We start from the raw sequence: 20,750 nt of genomic DNA, 5'->3' as shown, positions 1-20,750 counted from the left end.
GAGGGCGCGCAGAACCGCTACTCCGCCGCGGCAGCAAAGCGACTGTTCTCCAGCTCCGCTTCGAGCCGCGCCTTCTCGGCTTCCGCTTGCTTGATGTTGGCTTCCTTGACATGCCCGAAGCCGCGGATCGTCTCGGGCAGGCGCGCGAGCCTCGTCAGCAGTGGGATCTGCTCCGCCTTCAGGCCGGCAATCCGCTGATCGATCATGCTGAGATAATCCTCGACCAGCTTGCGTTCGGTTTTGCGCTCCTCGGTGCGGCCGAACGGGTCAAGCGCGGTGCCGCGTAAGAACTTCAGCTTTGAGAGCAGCCGGAAGGCGTGGATCATCCAGCCGCCGAACTCCTGCTTCTGCAAGCGACCGGTCGCCTTGTCGCGCCGCGCGAAGATCGGCGGGGCGAGGTAGAACCTCAGGCTGAAATCGCCGTCGAATTTCTCCGACAGCTTCTTGGCAAAGCTGCCGTCGGTATAGAGCCGCGCGACCTCGTATTCGTCCTTGTAGGCCATCAGCTTGAACAGGTTCTTGGCCACGGCTTCGGTCAGTTCGGTGGAGGTGGGCGAAGCAGCGGTCTCCGCCTTGCGCACCTTGGCGACGGCCGCGAGATAGCGGTCCGCATACGCCTTGTCCTGATAGCCAGTCAAAAACCCTGCGCGCGTCGCGATGACATCGTCGAGTGACTTCGTCGGCGCGGACGCCCGGCTCTTGAACTGGAGCACGCTGCGCACCCGCGACATGTCGTGGGCGGCTAGGCGCCCCCAGGTGAAGGCGAGCTTGTTCATCTCGACCGCGGCGCCGTTGATCTCGATGGCCCGCAGCAGCGCTTCCAGCGACAGCGGGATCGCGCCCTTCTGGAAGGCGAAGCCGAGCATGAACGGATTGGTCGCGATCGAGTCGCCCATCAGCGCCGCGGCAATGCCGGTGGCATCGACGATGTCGAGATTCTTGTCGCCGATCGCGTCCCGCAGCACCGTCTGCATCGTGCCCATCTCGAAATCGAGATCGGGGTTTTGCACGAAGCTCGCGGTCGGCTGCAGATCGGCGTTGATATAGGCCTTCGTCGCCCCGCGCTCGGCGCGGCTGAGCGCGGTCGGGCCTGCCGAGACGATCATGTCGCAGCCGAGGATGACGTCGGCACCGCCGGTGGTGATGCGGACCGCGGAGATGTCCTCCGGCCTCCGTGCGATGCGCACGTGGCTCATCACGGCGCCGTTCTTCTGCGACAGGCCGGTGAAGTCGAGCGCCGAGCAGCCGCGTCCGTCGACATGGGCGGCCATGCCGAGCAGCGCGCCGATGGTGATGACGCCGGTGCCGCCAATGCCGGTGACGAGAATGTTGTAGGGACCATCGAGTTCGCGCGCCGGCGGCAGCGGCAGGTCGGCGAACAATTGGCCGGAGTCGATCGTCGACGTCTTGATCCGCTTCAGCGTGCCGCCATGCACGGTGACGAAGCTCGGGCAAAAGCCCTCGACGCAGGAAAAGTCTTTGTTGCAGTTCGACTGGTCGATCTGGCGCTTGCGGCCGAACTCGGTCTCCAGCGGCTGCACCGAGACGCAGTTGGAGGCTTGCGAGCAATCGCCGCAGCCTTCGCAAACGAGCTCGTTGATGAAGGCGCGCTTCTGCGGATCGGGATAGAGCCCGCGCTTGCGGCGGCGGCGCTTCTCAGCCGCGCAGGTCTGGTCGTAGATGATGACGGTGAGACCCTTGATGTCGCGCAATTCGCGCTGCACTTGGTCGAGCTCGCGGCGGTGATGGACGCTCGCGCCTTGCGGGAAGTAGTTGCCTTGCGGGTATTTGCTCGGATCATCGGAGACGATGGCGAGCCGCTTGACGCCTTCCGCCCAGACCTGGTGCGCGATCTGGGCGACATTGAAGCTGCCCTCGGCCGGCTGGCCGCCAGTCATCGCAACCGCGTCGTTGTAGAGGATCTTGTAGGTGATGCTGATGCCGGCAGCGGAGGCCGCGCGCAGCGCAAGCAGCCCCGAATGCGTGTAGGTGCCGTCGCCGAGATTCTGGAAGATGTGCTGCTCGGTGGTGAAGGGCGCCTGGCCGATCCAGTTCACGCCTTCGGCGCCCATATGCGAGATCAGATCGGTGCGGCGGCTCGGCATGCTCAAGGCCATGCCGTGGCAACCGATGCCCGCCATGGCGCGGCTCCCCTCGGGCACCTTGGTCGAAGAGTTGTGGGGGCAGCCCGAGCAGAAGAACGGCGTGCGCGCCAGCTTGATCGGCGCGCTGGTGGTGGCGGGGTTCTCGAATGCTTCGAGCCGCGCCAGCCGCTGCTCCAGCACCGGGCTCTGGTGGCCGAGCCGGCGCAGCCGCGCCACCAGCGCGGACGCGACGATGGTCGGCGTCAGCTCGCCCTCGCTCGGCAATAGCGGCGCGCCGCGTTCGTCGCGCTTGCCGGTGACGATCGGGCGCTTAGAGGCCTCCACGTTGTAGAGGATGCGCATGAGCTGGTCTTCGATGAAGCCGCGCTTCTCCTCGACGACGAGCACATCCTGAAGACCCTCAGCAAAGCGTCGCGCGCCGCTCTCCTCCAGCGGCCACGTCATCGCGACCTTGTAGATGCGAAGGCCGAGATCCTGCGCGTCCTTGTCGCTGATGCCGAGGTCGGCGAGCGCCTGGCGCAGGTCGAGATAGGCCTTGCCGGTGGCGAGGATGCCGAGGCGCGCAGGTTTTGAATCAAGCACGATGCGATCGAGCTGGTTGGCGCGGGCAAAGGCTTGCACCGCGGCCATCTTCGGGCCGAACAGGCGCTTCTCGGCCTCCAGCGGCGGATCGGGCCAGCGGATGTTGAGACCGCCCGGCGGCATCTCGAAATCGTCGGGGATCTTGATCTGGATCCGTTCGGGATCGCTGTAGATCGACGCAGAACTCTCGACCGTCTCGCCGATCGCCTTGAAGCCGACCCAGCAGCCGGAGAAACGCGACAGCGCGAAGCCGTAGAGGCCGAGATCAAGATAATCCTGCAGTGTCGACGGGTTGATGACGGGAATCAGCGCCGCGGCGAACACTTGCTCGCTCTGGTGGGCGAGCGTCGAAGACTGGCAGCCGTGATCGTCGCCGGCGAGCGCCAGCACGCCGCCGTGGCGCGAGGTGCCGGCCGAGTTCGCATGCTTCAGCGCATCGACCGAGCGATCAACGCCCGGGCCCTTGCCGTACCACATGCCGAACACGCCATCGACCTTGGCGCCGGGGAACAGGCCGACCTGCTGGCTGCCCCACACAGCGGTCGCGGCCAGGTCCTCGTTCAGACCGGGCACGAAGGCGATGTCGTGCGCTTGCAGGAACGACTTTGCGCGCCACAGCGCATGGTCGTACATCCCGAGTGGCGAGCCGCGATAGCCAGAGATGAACCCGCCGGTGTTGAGCCCCTGAAGCCGGTCGCGTTCGCGCTGCAGCATGGGCAATCGAACCAGCGCCTGCGTGCCGGACAGGTAGATCCGCTTCGATTCGAGCCGGTATTTATCCTCCAGCTCGACCTGCAACAGCGTCATTTCGGGTGTCCTTATCTCTTGTTTCGGCGTTGGAGGTTTGCGCTGCGGGAGGGATTGCGGCTGCGCGAAGCGGATTGCGACAGTCAAAGGCATGCACGGGCGAAGTCAATATCGCTCGCCGCATCCGTGGCGCTCCTGCTGGTCATGGCTACCGCTCGTCATTCCGGGGCGCGACGAAAATCGCGAGCCCGGAATCCATCGAGCCGCAGCGCAAACGGTGAAATGGATTCCAGGCTCGACGCTTCGCGTCGCCGCGGAATGACGAGCGGCGAGAGTGTCGGCCGCCGCCCACCGTTTGAGCAAAATGCCCGTCGTGGAGCCGTTGCGCAGACAAAAGCAGCTCTCGCCCTCAGCGTAACGTGCTGAACGCGCGATGAATTCCTCCGCGTCTCTGTGCCGCGTGCCATTGTACACAATGGCACGGCGCTTGCAGAATTCGTCGCAGAGAGACTTCTCGCGGGGGGGGCATGCGTCATGTTGAACTCAGAGAAGGCGACAGTGGGCGTCGTCAACGCCGAGCCCGAGCCGATCAAACTCGATTGGTCGACGACCGCGCTCGTTATCATCGACATGCAGCGCGATTTTCTCGAGCCCGGCGGCTTCGGCGAGACGCTCGGCAACGATGTCCGCCAGCTCGCGCGCGCGGTGAAGCCGATCGGTGCCGTGCTCAAGGCGGCGCGCGATGCCGGCATGCTGGTGATCCACACCCGCGAAGGCCACTTGCCGGACCTGTCCGACGCGCCGCCTGCGAAGATCGAGCGCGGCGCGCCGTCCTTGCGCATCGGCGATCCCGGCCCGATGGGCCGCATCCTGATCCGCGGCGAAGCCGGTCACGACATCATCCCCGAGCTTTATCCGCTCGACAGCGAGGTCGTGATCGACAAGCCCGGCAAGGGCGCGTTCTACGCCACCGAGTTCGGTGATGTCCTCGAGAAATACGGCATCGAGACTCTGCTGGTGTGCGGCGTCACCACGGAGGTGTGCGTGAACACCACCGTGCGCGAAGCCAACGACCGCGGCTATCGCTGCGTCGTCATCTCGGATGGCTGCGCGTCCTACTTTCCCGAATTCCATGAGATGGGCCTGAAGATGATCAAGGCCCAGGGCGGCATCTTCGGCTGGGTCTCCGACTCCGCCGCAGTGCTGGACGCGTTGAAGACGGCGAACGGATCACCTTAGCCTTTACTGCGAACAAACACTCTGACTCATCATACTGAGGATGAGGATTGAGAACGGTGTAACTACCCGCCCTTGACCGCCCCCGCCGTGAGCCCGGCGACGATCTGCCGTTGGGCGAGCACCGTCAGCAGCAGCACCGGGAAGGTGACGATCAGCGCGGCGGCTGCGAGCGGTCCCCAGCTCAACTGGTCGAACGAGATCATATTGTAGACGGCAACGGGCAGGGTGCGCGTCTCGCGTCCCGCCAGCACGATGCCGAAGACGAAATTGTTCCAGGAGAAGATGACGGCCAGGATGAAGGCGACCGCAATTCCCGGCCGGGCGATCGGCAACGCGACGTGGTGGAAGACCTGCCAGCGCGTGGCGCCGTCGATCAGTGCTGCTTCTTCCAGTTCGAGCGGCGTGGTCTCGAAATAGCCGATCATGATCCAGATCACGATCGGCACGGTCACCACGAGGTGGATGATGATCTGCGGCAGCAGCGTGCCGAGCAAGCCCAGCCATTGAAACAAAAGAAACAGCGGGATCAGATAGGACAGGCCCGGCGTGATGCGCGCGATCAGGATCACGATCGCAGATTTGTGTGCCGCCATGCGCGCGATGCCGTAGCCGGCAGGAACGCCGACGATCAGCGCGAGCGCCGTCGCGCTGCCGGTCACGACCAGGCTGTTGATGAAATAGGTCAGGAAGCGGTTGGAGGCGAGCACGTCGGCATAGTTCTTCCAGGCAAAATGCTCGGGGATGAAAACCGGCGGGTAGGCGGCGTTGTCGACCTCGAACTTGAGCGAGAGCGAGAGCATCCACAGGAAGAACAGGATTGCCGGCGACACGATCACGAACACCGCGAACCACAGCCCGATCCTGCCAATGATCTGACGTGGGTTCATGCGCCGCTCGCTATTTCGGTCCACAGCATGCGCTGGCGCGCGTAAAGCATCACGGCAGCGAGTGCGACGATGAGGAGGAAGAACACCACCGCGATCGCCGAGCCATAACCGAGGTCGTAATAGGTGAAGGCGACGCTGTAGAGGTAGATGTTGATCGTCTCCGACGCCGAGCCCGGTCCGCCCTGCGTGATCGCGAAGATGATATCGAAGCTCTTCACCGCATCGATCATGCGGATCATGCCCGCGATGAACAGAAACGGCATGATCAGCGGCAGCGTGATGAAGCGGAACACCTGCCAGAAACTGGCGCCGTCGATCTGGGCGCTCTCATAGGGCTCGGTCGGGATCGCGGCGAGGCCGCCCAGCACGATCAGCATCACGAGCGGCGTCCATTGCCAGGTCTCGACCAGCACCAGCGAGGGGATCACGGTCGCGGGGTGAAACACCCAGAGCTGCGGCGGAATGCCGACAAGCGACAAGAGGTAGTTGAGCACGCCGAGTTGCGGATGGAACATCATGGTCCACACCAGCGCGATCGCCACCGGCGTTGCCATCATCGGCATGATGAAGATGCCGCGCAGGAAGCCGCGGCCGGCGAATTTCTGATGGAACACCACGGCCGCGAGCGTGCCGAGCACCAGCGGCAGCAGCACCGAGAGCACGGTGTAGACCAGTGTATGTCCGACCGCCTCGAGGAAACGGGGATCGCTCGTCAGCCGCAGATAGTTGGAAAGCCCGACGAAGGTGGTCGGCGAGCCGACCTTCCACTCGTTCAGGCTCATCCAGATGGTGAAGACCCACGGGAAGATGATGATGGCGAGCACGACGACCAGCGCCGGCACCACGAACGGCCAGTAAGACGGCGGCCGCAATTGTTTCTCCGGCGCGGTCTCGGTGCGAGCCGCCGCCGGAGCTGATTGTGTCAACGCACTCACGCCTTTTCGCTGCGCTCCAGGATGGGCCGGTACTGATCGTTTGCCTTCTTCAGCTCAGTCGCAGGATCGGCGCCGGACAGGGTCGAGGTGAGCGCCGCGCCGACGATATCGCGGAATTCGGCGACCGGGATCACCACGGGCAGGCCCAGCTTGCTGATCTTGGCGGAATCGATCACCGATTGCAGCCACTCCTTGGGCATCTTCACGCCCTTCTGGATCTCGGGATCGTTCAGGATCGAGTTGCGGAACGGCACGCCGCCGCCGGCCTGTAACAGCCTTGCGCCCTGTTGCTTCGAGACCACCCATTGGCAGAGCAGATAGGCGGCTTCCTTGTTCTTGCTGGCGGCTGCAATGCCGATGCCGTCGCCATAGGTCGCCGAATACTGTCCCTTGGGTCCGGCGGGTACGACGGTGTAGCCGACCTTGCCGACCACGCGCGAGGCGGCCGGGTCCTCCAGCGGCGGTGCCCAGCCGACGCCATCGATCCACATCGCCGAGCGTCCTTGCGTGAACGAGGCCATCGACTCCATCCAGTTGAAGCCGGCCACGCCGGGCGGGGCCACCTTCGTCAGCAGCGTCTGGTAGAGTTTTGTTGCCTCAATCGCCTCCGGGCCGTCGGTCAGGATATTGCCCTTGGCGTCGAGGAATTCACCGCCATAGTTGAGGAAAAAGTTGGTCCACAACGTCATGTTGGCGTTGCGCAAGCCGCGTCCGACGAAACCGTAAATCCCTTCCTTGGGGTCGGTCAACTTCTCGGCGGCGGCGACCATCTCGTCGAAGGTCTTGGGCACCGCGACGCCCTTCTTCTGGAACAGCTCCTTGTTGTAATAGAGGATGAAATAGTCGACCGACCACGGCAGCGAAAGCATCTGCCCCTTGTCGTTCTTGGCGTATTGCAGGCCGGCGGCCGAGAAATCGCTCTCCACGAGATCGGGTGCGGTCAGCGTCGGATCCTTCATGTAGGGCGTCATGTCGGCGAGCCAGCCGGCCTTCTCGAACTGCCGCTTCTGCACGTGATAGCTGAGATGCACGACGTCGAAGCTCGGCCGGCCCGAGGTGAGCTCGATCACGACCTTCTGCCGCTGCTGCTGCTCCGGGATCTGCTCGGATTCGACCTGGATGCCGGTGAGGTCGGTGAATTCCTTGATGTTCTTTTGCAGGTTGTCGCCGCGCGGGCCTTTGGCGAGGATCACCTCGAGCTTGGTCCCGGCATATTTCTTCCAGTTGACATCGGCGTGGGCCGGAAAACCGGTCAGGCTGAGCGCGCCAGCCGCGGCGGTGCCTGCCAAAAGCGTGCGGCGCGAGATTTTGTGATTAGCCACTTTAGTCCCTCCCTGTGACTCATATCTTTGGGAGGGATACTAGCGACCGTGCCACGCCTGCCTAGTCCCATTCTGCGGATCAGGGCCGCACGGCCGGCGTTTCCATCGGCAGGCCGCGTGCCCGCGACATCAGATAGAGCTCGAGCGCGACCAGCTCGGGCGACCCGTAATCATAAGCTTGGGCGCGGACGCCGGTCATGCAGCTTCGCAGCCGCCGCTCCAGCGATCCCAGCGTCTGCCATTCCAGGCGATAGAGCGGATAGCCGGTCGGCTGTCCTTGCGTGATCGGCGCGCCGGCGAGGCGCTTGTCGAAATTGTCGTCGTGACAGTTGGTGCAGGCGAGGTTGAGCTGGCCCTCGCGTTGCATGAAGAGATCGCGGCCCTGTGCAACGAAAGGTTTCAGCTCCGGATCATCGCCGGCCGTGATCGCGACGCCGCGCGACTGGTGCGCGACGAAGGCCGACAGCGCCAAGAGGTCGCGACTCTCGTAGGGCAGTGGCGTTGCCTGCTGGTGATCGGCCCGGCAGAGATTGATGCGCTGGTCGAGCGTGACGGGGCGCCCCTGCGCCTTGTCGAAGGCGGGATAGCGCGCCGCGACGCCCTTCATGCTGCTCCGTGCATCGCCATGGCAGTCCGCGCAGGCCTTGTCGGCGCGGCCGGTCTTCTTGCTCCAGAGCGCCTCGCCGTCGAGCACGAACAGCATGCCGGGGTTGGCGGTGTCGTCATCCTGCATGGCGCGCGTCTCCGGCCCCATGAAGGAATAGCCGGAGCGGCGCGCATCCTGCGAAATTTCGCCGGCGAGCAGGGCCGGAGCTGTGACGAGCAGCGCCGCCGTCGCTATCGCGCGCCAATGAGTCATTCGACGATAATCGAGGCCGATGCAGTGGACGAATAGCCGTTGTCGCCGATCCATTCGAACTCGAACTTGCCGCTCTCCTTCGCGACCGCATAGAACGACAGGTACGGATTGGCGGCGATCGCCGGATAGAGATCGGCGCGAAAGATCTCGGTGCCGTTGTAGCGGCAGGTGAAGCTCGTGATGATGTCGCGGGGCACGAGATCGCCGGCCGCGGTATGGCGAAAGCCGGTCTCCATGATGTGCGAGGTCAGGGTGCGGATCTCGATGACGTCGCCGCGTTTGGCTTTTGCCGGAACGTTGATCAGGGCTGCGGCCATCAGTTCACCTCCTCGGTGCAGGCGGCCAGTGTGACGACCACGTCAGTGCTGACCTGCCAGAAGGAATCGTCGGAGAGGCGAGCGATCGCGACCACCTTCTGGCTGTCGGCAAGCCGGATCCGGGTCGAGACCTGGGCGCGTCCGGACGAGGGACCGAGATGGAAATTGCCGATGTTCGGCTGCGGATTCTTCTCGTTGAAGACGTGGATGCTCTTGACGTAATCGGTCGCCGTCATCGGGCTTGCGACGCTGACCGTCATCGGCACCGTGTTGCCGTTCTCGACCAGCGGCGGAATATCGAGCTTCACCTTGCCGGTGCGTATCTGCGCCTCGCCGACGACGTTGCGGATCGCTGTGTTGAGCATCGCGGGCGTCGCCTCGAGCGGCCGCAGCGTAACGATCGGGATGGTCCCGGCCGCTGTGACGCTTCCGGCAAGACTCAAAAATTGTCGTCGCGTGGTTGGCATGGATTGCTCTAGTCCCGAAGCATTGCAAGAAAGGCCACGATATCCTCGATCTCCGCGGCCGTTAGAATCGGCTTGCCGGCGAAATTGCGTCCGACGCGAGCGAGCCCATCGGTTCGATAGTAGGACGGCATGATGGTCTCTGGGTTGAAGTGCGACGCATCGACCAGACGAAGCCGCAACTGGCTCACCGACCACCGGTTCCCCGCGCCGGTGAGGTCAGGAGCGAGATCGCCCTGGAACCGCGTCTCCGGGAAGGGCCCGGAATGGCAGAGCATGCAGGTCGTGCCGCGCGCGAGCACCAGCGCACGTCCGCGCGCCGCATCGCCCGGCGCACCGGTAAGCGATTCCGGAACGCCATCGCCGACGATCCTATAGGGCACAAGCGCCTCGGCTTTCGCGCAAGTGGCGAAGGCGAGAGTCGCGGCGACCAGCGCGGTGATATGAATCATCGATCTAGCCAAAGCAGTCCGCCGTGATGGTTCGAAACCAGCGTTCCGCGTCGGCGGCCTCGCGGGCGCGCAGTTCGCGTGGCCCATCGACCGGGCTGGTGGCCCCGCCCTCGACTTCGGCATAGATGTCGCCCTTCGGCTGGTAGTTGCCGGCAAGCGAGAAGCCGTAAGCAGGTGCGACGGTGTTGTAGCAGACGCCGGTCAGCCGCGGCGTTTCCGGTGCACGGCCTGCAAGCAAATTGACGATGGCGGCTGCGCAAGCCTTGCCTTGCGCGCTGGCGGCGGATGCCGATTTGGGAATGCCGCCGCCAAGGCAGGCGTCGCCGATGATGTGAATGCCCGGTGCGAGCTTCGATTCGAAGCTCACGGGATCGATCGGGCACCAGCCGGTCGCGTCCGCCGCGCCCGCGATCTCGGCGATGCGGCCTGCGCGCTGCGGCGGAATGACGTTGGCGACCTCTGGGCTGTAATTGCCGAATTCGGTGACGATGGTCCTGGTCGACGGATCGACCGACGTAACGCGGCCGCCTTGGGACAGCGCGACGCGCTCGATCATCTCACCGTAGAACTCCCTCCATGCCTTCTCGAACAGCCGCTGCTGCGTGAAATTGTCCTTGGCATCGAGGATCAGGACCTTCGAGCGCGGCTTCTTCGTCTTCAGGTAATGTGCGATCATGCTGGCGCGCTCGTACGGAGCCGGCGGACAGCGCGACGGATTGGCCGGGATTGCGATGGCGACGAGGCCGCCATCCTCCATCGCCTCCAATTGCTTGCGCAGTAGAAGTGTCTGCGCGCCGGCCTTCCAGGCGTGCGGCATCTTCTCCGATGCGGCTTCATCATAGCCGGGCAGGCCTTCGAAGTGGAAGTCGATGCCGGGCGAGAGCACCAGGCGATCGTAGGGAAACGAGGTGCCGTCGGCTACCGTGGCGCTTCGTTGCCGAACGTCGATCTTCGTTGCGCCCTGATTGACGACATTAATGCCTTCGGCGGCAAGCCTATCATAGCCGAATTGCTGCAGCTCGATTCCGCGCAGGCCCGCGATCACCTCGTTGCTGAACGGGCAGGCGGTGAAGATCTTATTGGGTTCGATCAGCGTGACCTGGAGCGCCGCGCGCTTGAGCGCGCGGGCGCAGGCTGCGCCGCCAAAGCCGCCGCCGACCACGATCGCGCGGCCCGCGGACTGCGCGCGCGAAATCGATGGCCGCGCCAGCGCTGCGGCCGCCGCGGCGATGCCGACCACGGCATTCCGCCGTGTCACCGGGCGCGTCGTCATGAGCATCATCCGGAAGTGGCTGCGGCAGCCCATGCCGCCGCAGCCGTTTTCTCAGGCGAAGGTGATGTTCTGGTCGCGCAGCGGCACCGAGCGGATGCGCTTGCCCGTCGCCGCGAAATAGGCGTTGAGCACCGCAGGGCCGGCGACGCCGATCGTCGGCTCGCCGACGCCGCCCCAGAAGCCGCCGCTCGGCATCACGATCGATTCGACCTTCGGCATCGCGGCAATGCGCATCGAGTCGTAGGTGTCGAAGTTGGTCTCGACGATCGCGCCGTCCTTCACGGTGCAGCCGCCATAGAACAATCCGCTCAGGCCGTAGACGAAGGAGCCCGCGATCTGGCGCTCGATCTGCGCCGGGTTGACGGCATAGCCGGGATCGGTGGCCGCGACGATGCGATGCACCTTGATCTTGGTGCCGTCGATCACGGAGATTTCCGCGGCTGCCGCGACATAGCTGCCATAGGACGCGAAGTGAGCGAGCCCGCGGAAAATGCCCTGCGGCGCGGGCTTGTCCCAGCCGATCTTCTCGGCCACGGCCTCCAGCACCGCCAGGTGCTTGGGGTGGTCCTTCATCAGCTTGCGCCGGAACTCAAGCGGGTCCTGGTTCACGGCGTGCGCCAGCTCGTCCATGAAGCATTCGACATAGATCGCATTCTGATTCACGTTCACGCCGCGCCAGAAGCCCGGAATGATGTGCGGGTTGCGCATCGAATGCTCGATCAGGAGGTTGGGCACTGAGTACCCGAACGGCGCGTCGCCCTTGGGATTGAGACCGGCGAAGGTCGCCGTGTCCATGCCGTTGACCAGCGCTTCCGGCCGCAGGCTCGAGAGGATCGACTGCCCGGATATCCGGATGTGCAGCGACGTCAGGTTGTTGCCGGCATCGAAGCCTGCGGTCAGCTTGCATTGCGTGATCGGATGATAGCGGCCGTGCGTCATGTCCTCTTCGCGCGTCCATAGCAGCTTGACCGGTGTGCCCGGCATCTGCTTGGCGATCAGCACGGCCTGCCGGACATAGTCGGTCTGGCCGCGCCGGCCGAAGCCGCCGCCGAGCATCAGCTTGTGGACGTCGCATTTGTCGGCCGGAAGCTCGGACGCTTCCAGCACGGCGGCGAGGGCCGCTTCGCCGTTCTGCGTGCCGCACCAGACTTCACACTTGTCGGCCGTGTAGAGCGCGGTCGCGTTCATCGGCTCCATGGTGGCGTGGTTCTGGTAGGGATAGTTGTAGACGGCTTCGATTGTCTTCGCCGCGCCGGCGAGCGCGGCCTTGGCATCGCCATTCGAGTTGCCGACATAGGCCGGGCCGCTGTCGAGGCCTTCCGCCAGCCATTTCGCGATCGAGGCGCTCGAGACCTTCGCGTTCTCGCCTTCGTCCCAGACGATCGGCAGCGCATCGAGCGCGGACTTGGCGTGCCAGAAGGTGTCGGCCACGACAGCAACCGCGCTGTCGCCGACCTTCACGACCTTCTTGACGCCCTTCATGCCGGTGATCTTGGCTTCGTCATAGCTCTTCAGCTTGCCGCCGGTGACCGGGCAGTCCTTGATCGCCGCGTTGAGCATGCCGGGCAGCTTGACGTCGACGCCGTAGACGGTTGTGCCGGTGACCTTGTCCGGCGTGTCGAGCCGCTTGACGTCCTTGCCGACCAGCCGCCAGTTCTTCGGGTCCTTCAGCTTGACGTCGGCCGGCGGTGTCAGCTTCGCCGCGGCCTCGGCAACCTTGCCATAGGTCGTGGTTCTGCCGGACGGCTTATGCGTGATGACGCTGTTATCCGCCGCGCATTCGGACGCCGGCACCTTCCACTCATTCGCCGCGGCCTGGATCAGCATCATGCGCGCGGTGGCGCCGCCTTTGCGGACATAGTCCTGCGAGCTGCGGATGCCGCGGCTGCCGCCGGTCGAATAGTCGCCCCAGACGCGCTTGCGGGCGACGTTCTGTCCGGGCGAGGGGAATTCGGTCGTGACCTTGGTCCAGTCGCATTCGAGCTCCTCGGCGACGAGCTGGGCGAGGCCGGTCAGCGAGCCCTGGCCCATCTCGGAGCGGGCGACGCGGATCACGACGGTATCGTCGGGTCTGACCACGACCCAGGCGTTGATCTCAGGCGAGCCGTCGGCCGCGCGGACCACGGCCGGGCCGCCGAAGGGAATGTCGAGGCCAAGCGCGAGGCCGGCACCTGCGGCGGCAGTGCCGATAACGAAGGCGCGGCGATTGAGCCGCGGCGAAACATGCTTGTTCATGGGGCCGCTCCTTACGCGCTTGCGATCGTGTGGATCGCCTCGCGCACCTGCTGGAAGGTGCCGCAGCGGCAGATATTGGTGATAGCCTCGTCGATGTCGGCGTCGGTCGGCTTCGGCTTCTCGCTCAGGAGCGCCGCCACCGCCATGATCATGCCGCTCTGGCAATAGCCGCACTGCGGAACGTCCTGGGCAATCCAGGCTTCCTGCACCTTGTGCAGCGTGCCGCCGGCGGCCAGCCCCTCGATGGTGGTGATGCGCTTGCCCTCGGCCTCGCTGACCGAGACTCCGCAGGAGCGGGTGGCGACGCCGTCGACATGAACGGTGCAGGCGCCGCATTGTGCGATGCCGCAGCCGTATTTTGTGCCGGTCAGGCCGGCATTCTCGCGGATCGCCCAAAGCAGCGGCGTATCCGGCTCGACGTCAAGCGTGAAGGTTTTTCCGTTTATTGTTAGGTTTGCCATCGCAGTCCCCTGATTGGCCCAATCCACCGATTTGGACTCAGGGGAGCAATGTGTCCGGCAAATTGGACCCGTTCAAATCAACAGTCTGAGGGTGAGTTGTCGAAGATTCTCCCGGGCATGGGAAGATTGTGGATCGGGCGGTGTTGCGACCTCCTCGGTCGCCGCAGGAAATCGGGGCTGAGCTGTGAACGGCAGGACACTGTTTGTGGCAACGTTTGGGCGGACTCCATTGGAATGGGCGACAGTTTGTCCCTTTTGTGGGGGTGCAAGACGGCGCGGCTTTGATAAAGTGAGGCGAAGCAATATGGAGTTCCATGAACGTGTCGCGCCCTTGCAATGTGCTGATGCTCTATCCGCTCTTCAGCGCGGAGTCCTTCTGGAGTTTTGGCGAGTCCTGCAAGCTCATGGGCGTCCGGCGTCCCGCTGCTCCCCTCGGCCTGATCACCGTTGCGGCAATGCTGCCAGAAAGCTGGACGGTCCGTCTCATCGACTGCAACACGGCGGCCTTCGGTGATGACGATCTTGCCTGGGCCGACGTGGTCTTCACCGGCGGAATGATGCCGCAACAGGCCGACACGCTGCGCCTGATCGAGCTATGTCGCGCGGCGGGCAAGCCGGTGGTGGTCGGCGGTCCCGATCCGACGTCGAGCCCCCACATCTACGAGCGGGCCGACTTCCGGGTGCTCGGCGAGGCCGAGAGCGTCATCGACGCGTTCATCGAGGCCTGGGACAGCGGCGCGCGCTCCGGCGTTTTCACCGCACCGAAATTCCAGGCCGATGTCACCAAGACGCCGGTTCCGCGTTTCGATCTGCTCAACTTCGAGGACTATCTCTATCTCGGTGTGCAGTACTCGCGCGGCTGTCCGTTCACCTGCGAGTTCTGCGACATCATCGAGCTCTATGGACGCGTCCCGCGCACCAAGACCAACGCGCAGATGTTCGTCGAACTCGAGACGCTCTACCAGATGGGCTATCGCGGCCATCTCGACTTCGTCGATGACAACTTCATCGGCAACAAGAAGTCGCTCAGGCAGTTTCTACCCCAGCTCGCCGAGTGGCAGCGCGCCCACGGCTATCCCTTCGAATTCTCGACCGAGGCCTCGGTCAATCTGGCCGATGATCCGGAGCTGCTGGACCTGATGGGTGCAGCCAATTTCTTCGGCATCTTCGTCGGCATCGAGAGTCCGGATCCCGCGACGCTTGTCGCGATGCGGAAGAAGCAGAACACCAGGCGCAACATCGCCGAGAGCATCCACAAGATCTACGCCGCCGGCATGCTTGTCACCGCGGGCTTCATCGTCGGCTTCGACAACGAGAAGGTCTCGATGGCGGAGGCCATGATCGACTTCATCGAGGAGGCCGCCATTCCCGTCTGCATGGTCGGCCTGCTCTATGCCTTGCCGAACACGCAGCTCACGCGTCGCCTCGCCCGCGAAGGCCGGCTGCATCCGGGCCACGATGTGGCGCCGACCATCGGCGCCGATCAATGCACGAGCGGGATCAACTTCGATCCGATCCGCCCGTTGCGCGAGATCCTGACGGACTACAAGCGGGTGCTGGAGCACGTCTATAGCCCCGCGGCCTATGCGAGACGTGTCGATCGCCTGATGACACTGCTCGACCGGTCGAAGCAGCGCCACGAGCTGGCCGAGGGCGACATCCGCGCCAAGATCGGGGCGATGGAGACGGTGCATCGTGTGGTCACCGCCATTCCGGAGGCACGCGGACCGCTCTGGCAGACCTTCCTCAACTGCGCCAAGCGCGACACATCATCGGCACGAATCGCGGTGCAGATGATCGCAGCCTATGCGCATCTCGGACCGTTCTCGCGCAAGGTCATCGATGCCATCGATATGCGTCTGGCCGCGCTCGACCAGCCAATGGCAGATGTGGTGACCGCCGACGCGAGAACCGCCTGAAGCCTGGCCTGATCTCCAGACAACCAGAGCTGCCGGCCGCGCTATTTCACTGCGAGGCGCAGGAAGCTCATCACGCTGCCGAGCGCGGCGAAGCCTGCGCCGAGCGCGAGCGCCATCGTCGCACCATTATGGCCGGCAAGTGCAAAGCACAGCGCGGCGAGTGCCGCGCCGGTGGTCTGGCCGGTCAGGCGTGCGGTCGCGACGATGCCCGAGGCGCTGCCGCTGCGGTGCGGCGGCGCGCTGCCCATTACCGCCTTCATGTTGGGCGCCTGGAAGAAGCCAAAGCCCATGCCGCAGATCACCATCCGCCAGATGATGTCGGGGATGCTCGGGTCTGCAGGCAGCAAAGCGAGCAGCGCCATGCCGATGCCGAGCAGCACGAGGCCGATACCGCCGAGGAGGCCAACCGCATGCCGGTCGGCGAGGCGGCCGGCGATCGGCGCCATGATGCCGACCACCAGCGGCCATGGCGTCATGAAAAATCCGGTCTCGACCTGCGAGCGTCCGAGCACGTCCTCGAAATAGAACGGCAGAGAGACGAAGGCGAGGCCCTGCACCGCGAAGGAGCAGACCGCGGTTGCCGCGGACAGCGCGAACATCGGCCGGCTGAACAGGTCGATCGGCAGCATCGGCGCGGGATGGTCGGCATGACGGCGCGTCAGGATGATACCAAGCAGGAGGGCTGTCGCCAGTTCGGCCGCCACGAGGGCAGGCGAGAGGTTATGCGCTGCGCTGCCGATTCCCGTAATGAACAGGCCGAGGCAGATCGCGGCAAGGAGCGCGCCAAGAAAGTCGAAGCCGTGATCCGCCCGCGGCGTCTTCGGCAGCATCGTAAAGCCGATGCCGATCGCGACGAGGCCGAAGGGGATGTTGACCGCGAACAGCCACGGCCACGGGCCGATGGCGAGGATTGCAGATGCGATCGAAGGCCCGAAAGTGAAGGCGGTTGCGACCACAAGCGCGTTGTGGCCGAAACCGCGACCCTGCATCCGGCCGGGATAGACGTAGCGCACCAGCGCCGTGTTGACGCTCATGATGCCGCTGGCGCCGAGGCCCTGCAGCGTGCGCGCCAACAGGAGGCTCGGCAGCGACCACGCCACCGCGCAGAAGAGCGAGGCGATGGTGAACAGCACGAGGCCGCCGATATAGATGCGCTGATGCCCGACGATCTCGCCGAGCGCGCCGAGCGGCAGCAGCGTCGCGACCAGCGCGATCTGGTAGACATTGACCACCCAGACCGACTGCTCCGGGCTGACGTGCAGATCGGCGGCGATGGCGGGCAGGGCGATGTTGGCGATCGCCGTGTCGAGCGAGGCCATCGCCAGCGCAGTGAAGATCGCGGCGATCGCCCAGCGCCGGCGCGCGGCCGGAAGGCCGTCGGCGATGGGGTGATCCGGTTCGCGCGCGGCCGCAGGTAACGTGATTGTCATTGCCTCGCGCTTTTTCTCCGGCGGCATGGCGTCATGGGTGCTTGCGGCATGTACTACGGCCGGGCGGCCCGCCACAGGCATATGCGTGCATGCGGTGTATGCGCGAAGATCGGGCGATGATCGTGCCGCATGCGCGTATGATCGGATGGGCTGAAGTCGAGTGGATGATCGATGCAAATTGTCGTGCTGCCGGGTGACGGCATTGGACCGGAGATCACGGCCGCGACCACCGGCGTGCTGCGCGTGGCGTCCGAGCGCTTCCAGCTCGATCTGAGGCTGGAAGAGCACCCCATCGGTCACGCCAGCCTCAAGCAGTTCGGCACGACGGTGCAGGGTGGGCTGGTGGACGTGGTGCGCACGGCCGATGGCCTGATCCTCGGCCCCACCGCGACCTTCGACTTCAAGGACGAGGCGCGTGGCGAGATCAACCCGTCGCGCTACTTCCGCAAAAACCTCGACCTCTTCGCCAATGTCAGGCCCGCGCGCACCTATGCTGGCAGGCCCGGCCGGCTCGGCGAGTTCGATCTCGTCGTGGTGCGCGAGAACACCGAAGGCTTCTACGCCGACCGCAACATGGAAGCGGGCAATGGCGAGATGCTGGTCACGCCCGATGTCGCGATCTCGCTGCGCCGGATCACGCGCCCGTGCTGCGAGCGCATCGCGCACGCGGCCTGCCGGCTCGCGATGAAGCGGCGCAAGCATCTCACCATCGTGCACAAGGCCAACGTGCTCAAAATCGGCGACGGGATGTTCCTGGACATCTGCCGGGAGGCGGCGAAGGCCTATCCGGGCCTCGAAGTCGACGACATCCTGGTCGACGCGATGATGGCGCATGTCGTGCGTAACCCTGATCGTTTCGACGTCATCGTCGCCACCAACATGTTCGGCGACATTCTGTCGGATCTCACCGCGGAATTGTCCGGCAGTCTCGGTCTCGGCGGCTCGCTCAATGTCGGCGACCGCCATGCCATGGCGCAGGCCGCGCACGGCTCGGCGCCCGACATCGCCGGGCAGGACGTCGCCAACCCGGTGTCGCTGATCCTGTCGATCGCGCTGCTGCTGGCCTGGCACGGCGAGAGGAGCGGTGCCATGCGTTACGAGGAGGCGGCAAGCGCGATCGAGGCGGCGGTGGCGCAGGCGATCGCAGACGGCAAGGCGACGCGCGATATGGGCGGCAAGCTCGGCACGATCGCGGCGGGCGCCGCAATCGCGGAGATATTGCAGGGAAAGTGAGCTGCCTCTGCGCCGGCAAGGGGAGCTCAGAACAAAAACCGCGAAAACAACCCCATGCAAAGTAGAAATGGCCTTGGCCGGCAAGGAGTTTTTCGAGCTGCGTCCCGGCGACATCTTGCGCCACGACGACATTGACACGTCGGGCAAAACACCGGCACGATATTATCATGGCGGCGATCCGGGCGAAGATCAGGGCGTGTGCTCGCGAATGCGCGTGTCCGCGTCCAGGGGTGAGCCAGACTTACGCAGGCAGCCGGGCAACTTCGCCTTTTGACCCTGAGCAGTAGCTTAACCGCTAAACCGCGAGCGCAGACGAGATGGCAGTGTGATACGCGAGGAGATCGCGTTGAGTTACCTTTGATTGTGCTGTGGCAATCTGTCCGCACGCGATTTGCACTCGATCGCAAAATTGCCCCGTGGCGGTGACATTTCGCCGCCAGCCCGCCTTTTACTCGTCTCGATTGCTGTGTCGTTTCCAGATCAAGCGGACTGCCGGTCGACTTCCTTTCGATTGTGCAACCAGGCTCATGAGCAGGAGAACAGAATGTTGCTGGGCGTGAATTTCCCAAGCGCCACCTTCGGTGATCAAAACGTCCCGGGCACCTTTGGGACGGACTACACTTATCCAACGCATCAGGACATCGACTATTTTGCGTCCAAAGGGATGGACGTGATCAGGCTCGGGTTCGAGGCAGAGCGGGTCCAGCCGAATACCAATGGCCCACTCGATCCCGCCGAGCTCGCGCGCATGGACGACATCGTCAACTATGCGGCGTCAAAAGGGATCGATGTTGTGCTCGACATGCACGACTACGGCACCGTTCATAACATGCTGGTCGGAACATCTGATGCAGCCAATGCTGCCTTCGCCGATGTCTGGGGCAAGCTCGCAAGCCATTTCGCCGACAATTCCAACGTCATTTTTGGACTCATGAATGAGCCGAACCAGCAGAGCGCCAGCGACTGGATCGGCGGCGCCAATGCGGCCATCGCGGCGATCCGCCAAGCCGGTGCAACGCAGGAGGTGCTGGTGCCAGGATCATACTGGGACGGTGCCGCGAGCTGGACCACGAGCGACAATGCAGCCGTGGTCGGCACGCAGGTGCATGATCCCCTTCACAACTACGCCTTCGAGGTGCACAACTACCTTGATTCCGATGGCAGCGGGACCCATGCAAACGTGGTTTCGGATACGATCGGTGTCGAAAGGTTGACCGCCGTCACGCAATGGGCCGAGGCTACCGGCAACAAGCTATTCTTGGGCGAGTTCGGCGTCGCGTCCGATCCGACGAGCCTAAAGGCGATGGACAACATGCTGAGTTATATGCAGCAGCACTCCGATGTGTGGCAGGGCGGAACCTATTGGGCCGCCGGCCCGTGGTGGGGCAACTACATGTTCTCCGTCGAGCCGGAAAATGGGGTAGACCAACCCCAAATGGCCGTCCTTAATCGGTACACTGACGGTGCTACCCATAGCGCGTCGGGCACTGGCGGGACACAGGCGGCCAGTTCTACGACTGCCACGAACTCAACTCCGGCCACCGACCCTGGCGACAACCAAACGGCGGCTACCAGCTCATCATCGGACACCAACTCGGCTCCGGCCACCAACTCGTCTACGGCAACAGGGACCGGTCAGGACTCGTCGTCGGATACGCATCACAACCATGGAGCGGCGCTGCACCAGAACAACACGAACGCGATCAACAATGCCGTGACCGTGCTCGGCAACGATGCGCACGCGGCGAGTGCGGCAGATCCCGGAAGCGCGCCGAGCTTCACCCATCACCAGTTCGGACACTTCACCCATCACTTCGAACACGTTTGGGGCTAGTCGTCTCGCGTATCTTCACTGGGGTGTTGACCAGGGCGTTCCGACCTGCACGTCGGAGCGCCCATCTTGCATGGGCATCGACAAAATCAGTGATTTGTCATCTTTGATAGCCTACGGTGGGGTCACAATTCACGTTGGGATTCACCATGTCTCCTAATCGACTTGGCGCGCCGTCGAAGAGGTTGCACGCATGGTTGCTTGGCTCTGTTCTCATGCTGTCCATTCAACACTAGAGCGGTGTTTGATCTGTACTACTAGCCGCGCCGGGCCATTACTTCCGCTGTTAGCCCGTAGTCGACTCTAGCTCCCGCTCCTGCGATGTCCGCAAGTGACCCCAGCGCGGACTTCGTAGATTCGAGCAGCATGTCCTCAAACAGTGCAAACCATTACTGCTCGACGAACATTGAGAGAGCCAAGAATGGCAAGCTCCAGGTCGAGGCCGGTGGAGCGCTGCCG

General features: G+C 64.1%; 17 protein-coding genes. 5 read left to right on the top strand and 12 right to left on the bottom strand.

Going from position 1 to position 20,750, the window contains the following annotated elements; all coding sequences use genetic code 11:
- Positions 1–17 precede the first annotated feature (17 nt).
- The gene (locus MTR72_RS04680) at positions 18–3,494 is read right to left on the bottom strand and encodes an indolepyruvate ferredoxin oxidoreductase family protein (protein ID WP_341510131.1); all 3,477 of its coding nucleotides are present in this window, start codon (positions 3,492–3,494) and stop codon (positions 18–20) included.
- Positions 3,495–3,968: 474 nt separating this feature from the next.
- Here MTR72_RS04680 and MTR72_RS04675 point away from each other — a divergent pair, with 474 nt between their 5' ends.
- The gene (locus MTR72_RS04675; RefSeq protein WP_280965261.1) at positions 3,969–4,673 is read left to right on the top strand and encodes a cysteine hydrolase family protein; all 705 of its coding nucleotides are present in this window, start codon (positions 3,969–3,971) and stop codon (positions 4,671–4,673) included.
- A 62-nt stretch (positions 4,674–4,735) separates the two neighbouring features.
- Here the strand turns inward: MTR72_RS04675 and MTR72_RS04670 are convergent, their stop codons facing one another.
- From MTR72_RS04670 to MTR72_RS04625, 10 genes are all read right to left on the bottom strand, one after another.
- Positions 4,736–5,560 carry a carbohydrate ABC transporter permease gene (locus MTR72_RS04670; RefSeq protein WP_280965260.1) on the bottom strand — a complete coding sequence of 275 codons (825 nt, stop codon included), beginning with the start codon at positions 5,558–5,560 and terminating at the stop codon, positions 4,736–4,738.
- Complete coding sequence (locus MTR72_RS04665) at positions 5,557–6,495, bottom strand: carbohydrate ABC transporter permease (protein ID WP_341510130.1); 939 nt, start codon at positions 6,493–6,495, stop codon at positions 5,557–5,559. The genes MTR72_RS04670 and MTR72_RS04665 overlap by 4 nt, the downstream gene beginning before the upstream one ends.
- Positions 6,492–7,817: an ABC transporter substrate-binding protein gene (locus MTR72_RS04660; protein ID WP_280965258.1), complete on the bottom strand. Its 1,326-nt coding sequence runs from the start codon at positions 7,815–7,817 to the stop codon at positions 6,492–6,494. Before MTR72_RS04660 ends, MTR72_RS04665 begins: the two co-directional genes overlap by 4 nt.
- 79 nt (positions 7,818–7,896) lie before the next feature.
- Positions 7,897–8,676, bottom strand: a complete 780-nt coding sequence (gene soxA / locus MTR72_RS04655) for a sulfur oxidation c-type cytochrome SoxA (RefSeq protein WP_280965257.1) — start codon at positions 8,674–8,676, stop codon at positions 7,897–7,899.
- Positions 8,673–8,993, bottom strand: coding sequence for a thiosulfate oxidation carrier complex protein SoxZ (gene soxZ / locus MTR72_RS04650; protein ID WP_280965256.1), 321 nt, complete (start codon positions 8,991–8,993; stop codon positions 8,673–8,675). Before soxZ ends, soxA begins: the two co-directional genes overlap by 4 nt.
- Positions 8,993–9,460 (bottom strand): SoxY-related AACIE arm protein, encoded by a 468-nt coding sequence (locus MTR72_RS04645; RefSeq protein ID WP_280965255.1) that lies wholly within the window; start codon positions 9,458–9,460, stop codon positions 8,993–8,995. Before MTR72_RS04645 ends, soxZ begins: the two co-directional genes overlap by 1 nt.
- A gap of 8 nt (positions 9,461–9,468) precedes the next feature.
- A complete protein-coding gene (soxX, locus tag MTR72_RS04640; RefSeq protein WP_445819547.1) occupies positions 9,469–9,909 on the bottom strand; it encodes a sulfur oxidation c-type cytochrome SoxX in 441 nt (146 codons plus the stop codon).
- Between the two features lie 4 nt (positions 9,910–9,913).
- Complete coding sequence (locus tag MTR72_RS04635; protein WP_280971041.1) at positions 9,914–11,191, bottom strand: NAD(P)/FAD-dependent oxidoreductase; 1,278 nt, start codon at positions 11,189–11,191, stop codon at positions 9,914–9,916.
- Between the two features lie 42 nt (positions 11,192–11,233).
- Positions 11,234–13,417, bottom strand: coding sequence for a xanthine dehydrogenase family protein molybdopterin-binding subunit (locus MTR72_RS04630; RefSeq protein ID WP_341510129.1), 2,184 nt, complete (start codon positions 13,415–13,417; stop codon positions 11,234–11,236).
- 11 nt (positions 13,418–13,428) lie between these two features.
- On the bottom strand, positions 13,429–13,878 hold the full coding sequence (locus tag MTR72_RS04625) for a (2Fe-2S)-binding protein (protein ID WP_280965253.1): 450 nt from the start codon (positions 13,876–13,878) through the stop codon (positions 13,429–13,431).
- Between the two features lie 314 nt (positions 13,879–14,192).
- Between MTR72_RS04625 and MTR72_RS04620 the strand changes: the two genes are divergently transcribed.
- Positions 14,193–15,797, top strand: a complete 1,605-nt coding sequence (locus MTR72_RS04620; RefSeq protein WP_341510128.1) for a B12-binding domain-containing radical SAM protein — start codon at positions 14,193–14,195, stop codon at positions 15,795–15,797.
- Between the two features lie 41 nt (positions 15,798–15,838).
- Here MTR72_RS04620 and MTR72_RS04615 read toward each other — a convergent pair whose 3' ends face one another.
- Positions 15,839–17,227 carry an MFS transporter gene (locus MTR72_RS04615; RefSeq protein ID WP_280965251.1) on the bottom strand — a complete coding sequence of 463 codons (1,389 nt, stop codon included), beginning with the start codon at positions 17,225–17,227 and terminating at the stop codon, positions 15,839–15,841.
- A gap of 171 nt (positions 17,228–17,398) precedes the next feature.
- Between MTR72_RS04615 and MTR72_RS04610 the strand changes: the two genes are divergently transcribed.
- The 3 genes from MTR72_RS04610 (at position 17,399) to MTR72_RS04600 (ending at position 20,294) form a co-directional block, all read left to right on the top strand.
- On the top strand, positions 17,399–18,460 hold the full coding sequence (locus MTR72_RS04610) for an isocitrate/isopropylmalate dehydrogenase family protein (RefSeq protein ID WP_280965250.1): 1,062 nt from the start codon (positions 17,399–17,401) through the stop codon (positions 18,458–18,460).
- Positions 18,461–18,533: 73 nt separating this feature from the next.
- Positions 18,534–18,734 carry a hypothetical protein gene (locus MTR72_RS04605; protein WP_280965249.1) on the top strand — a complete coding sequence of 67 codons (201 nt, stop codon included), beginning with the start codon at positions 18,534–18,536 and terminating at the stop codon, positions 18,732–18,734.
- 270 nt (positions 18,735–19,004) lie between these two features.
- Positions 19,005–20,294: a glycoside hydrolase family 5 protein gene (locus MTR72_RS04600; RefSeq protein WP_280965248.1), complete on the top strand. Its 1,290-nt coding sequence runs from the start codon at positions 19,005–19,007 to the stop codon at positions 20,292–20,294.
- Positions 20,295–20,750: the final 456 nt, after the last annotated feature.

Origin of the sequence: Bradyrhizobium sp. ISRA442 (assembly GCF_038085055.1) — a bacterium.
In the GTDB taxonomy this organism is placed as follows: domain Bacteria; phylum Pseudomonadota; class Alphaproteobacteria; order Rhizobiales; family Xanthobacteraceae; genus Bradyrhizobium.
The sequence above is the reverse complement of the archived record's forward strand: the minus strand, read 5'-3'. Positions and strand labels throughout refer to the sequence as shown.

Coding starts and splice junctions, on each gene's coding strand:
- MTR72_RS04680 (WP_341510131.1), bottom strand. CDS start 3,494: ATGACGCTGTTGCAGGTCGAGCTGGAGGATAAATACCGGCTCGAATCG.
- MTR72_RS04625 (WP_280965253.1), bottom strand. CDS start 13,878: ATGGCAAACCTAACAATAAACGGAAAAACCTTCACGCTTGACGTCGAG.
- MTR72_RS04670 (WP_280965260.1), bottom strand. CDS start 5,560: ATGAACCCACGTCAGATCATTGGCAGGATCGGGCTGTGGTTCGCGGTG.
- MTR72_RS04600 (WP_280965248.1), top strand. CDS start 19,005: ATGTTGCTGGGCGTGAATTTCCCAAGCGCCACCTTCGGTGATCAAAAC.
- MTR72_RS04610 (WP_280965250.1), top strand. CDS start 17,399: ATGCAAATTGTCGTGCTGCCGGGTGACGGCATTGGACCGGAGATCACG.
- MTR72_RS04635 (WP_280971041.1), bottom strand. CDS start 11,191: ATGATGCTCATGACGACGCGCCCGGTGACACGGCGGAATGCCGTGGTC.
- MTR72_RS04620 (WP_341510128.1), top strand. CDS start 14,193: ATGAACGTGTCGCGCCCTTGCAATGTGCTGATGCTCTATCCGCTCTTC.
- MTR72_RS04645 (WP_280965255.1), bottom strand. CDS start 9,460: ATGCCAACCACGCGACGACAATTTTTGAGTCTTGCCGGAAGCGTCACA.
- MTR72_RS04630 (WP_341510129.1), bottom strand. CDS start 13,417: ATGAACAAGCATGTTTCGCCGCGGCTCAATCGCCGCGCCTTCGTTATC.
- MTR72_RS04675 (WP_280965261.1), top strand. CDS start 3,969: ATGTTGAACTCAGAGAAGGCGACAGTGGGCGTCGTCAACGCCGAGCCC.
- MTR72_RS04615 (WP_280965251.1), bottom strand. CDS start 17,227: ATGACAATCACGTTACCTGCGGCCGCGCGCGAACCGGATCACCCCATC.
- soxZ (WP_280965256.1), bottom strand. CDS start 8,993: ATGGCCGCAGCCCTGATCAACGTTCCGGCAAAAGCCAAACGCGGCGAC.
- soxA (WP_280965257.1), bottom strand. CDS start 8,676: ATGACTCATTGGCGCGCGATAGCGACGGCGGCGCTGCTCGTCACAGCT.
- soxX (WP_445819547.1), bottom strand. CDS start 9,909: ATGATTCATATCACCGCGCTGGTCGCCGCGACTCTCGCCTTCGCCACT.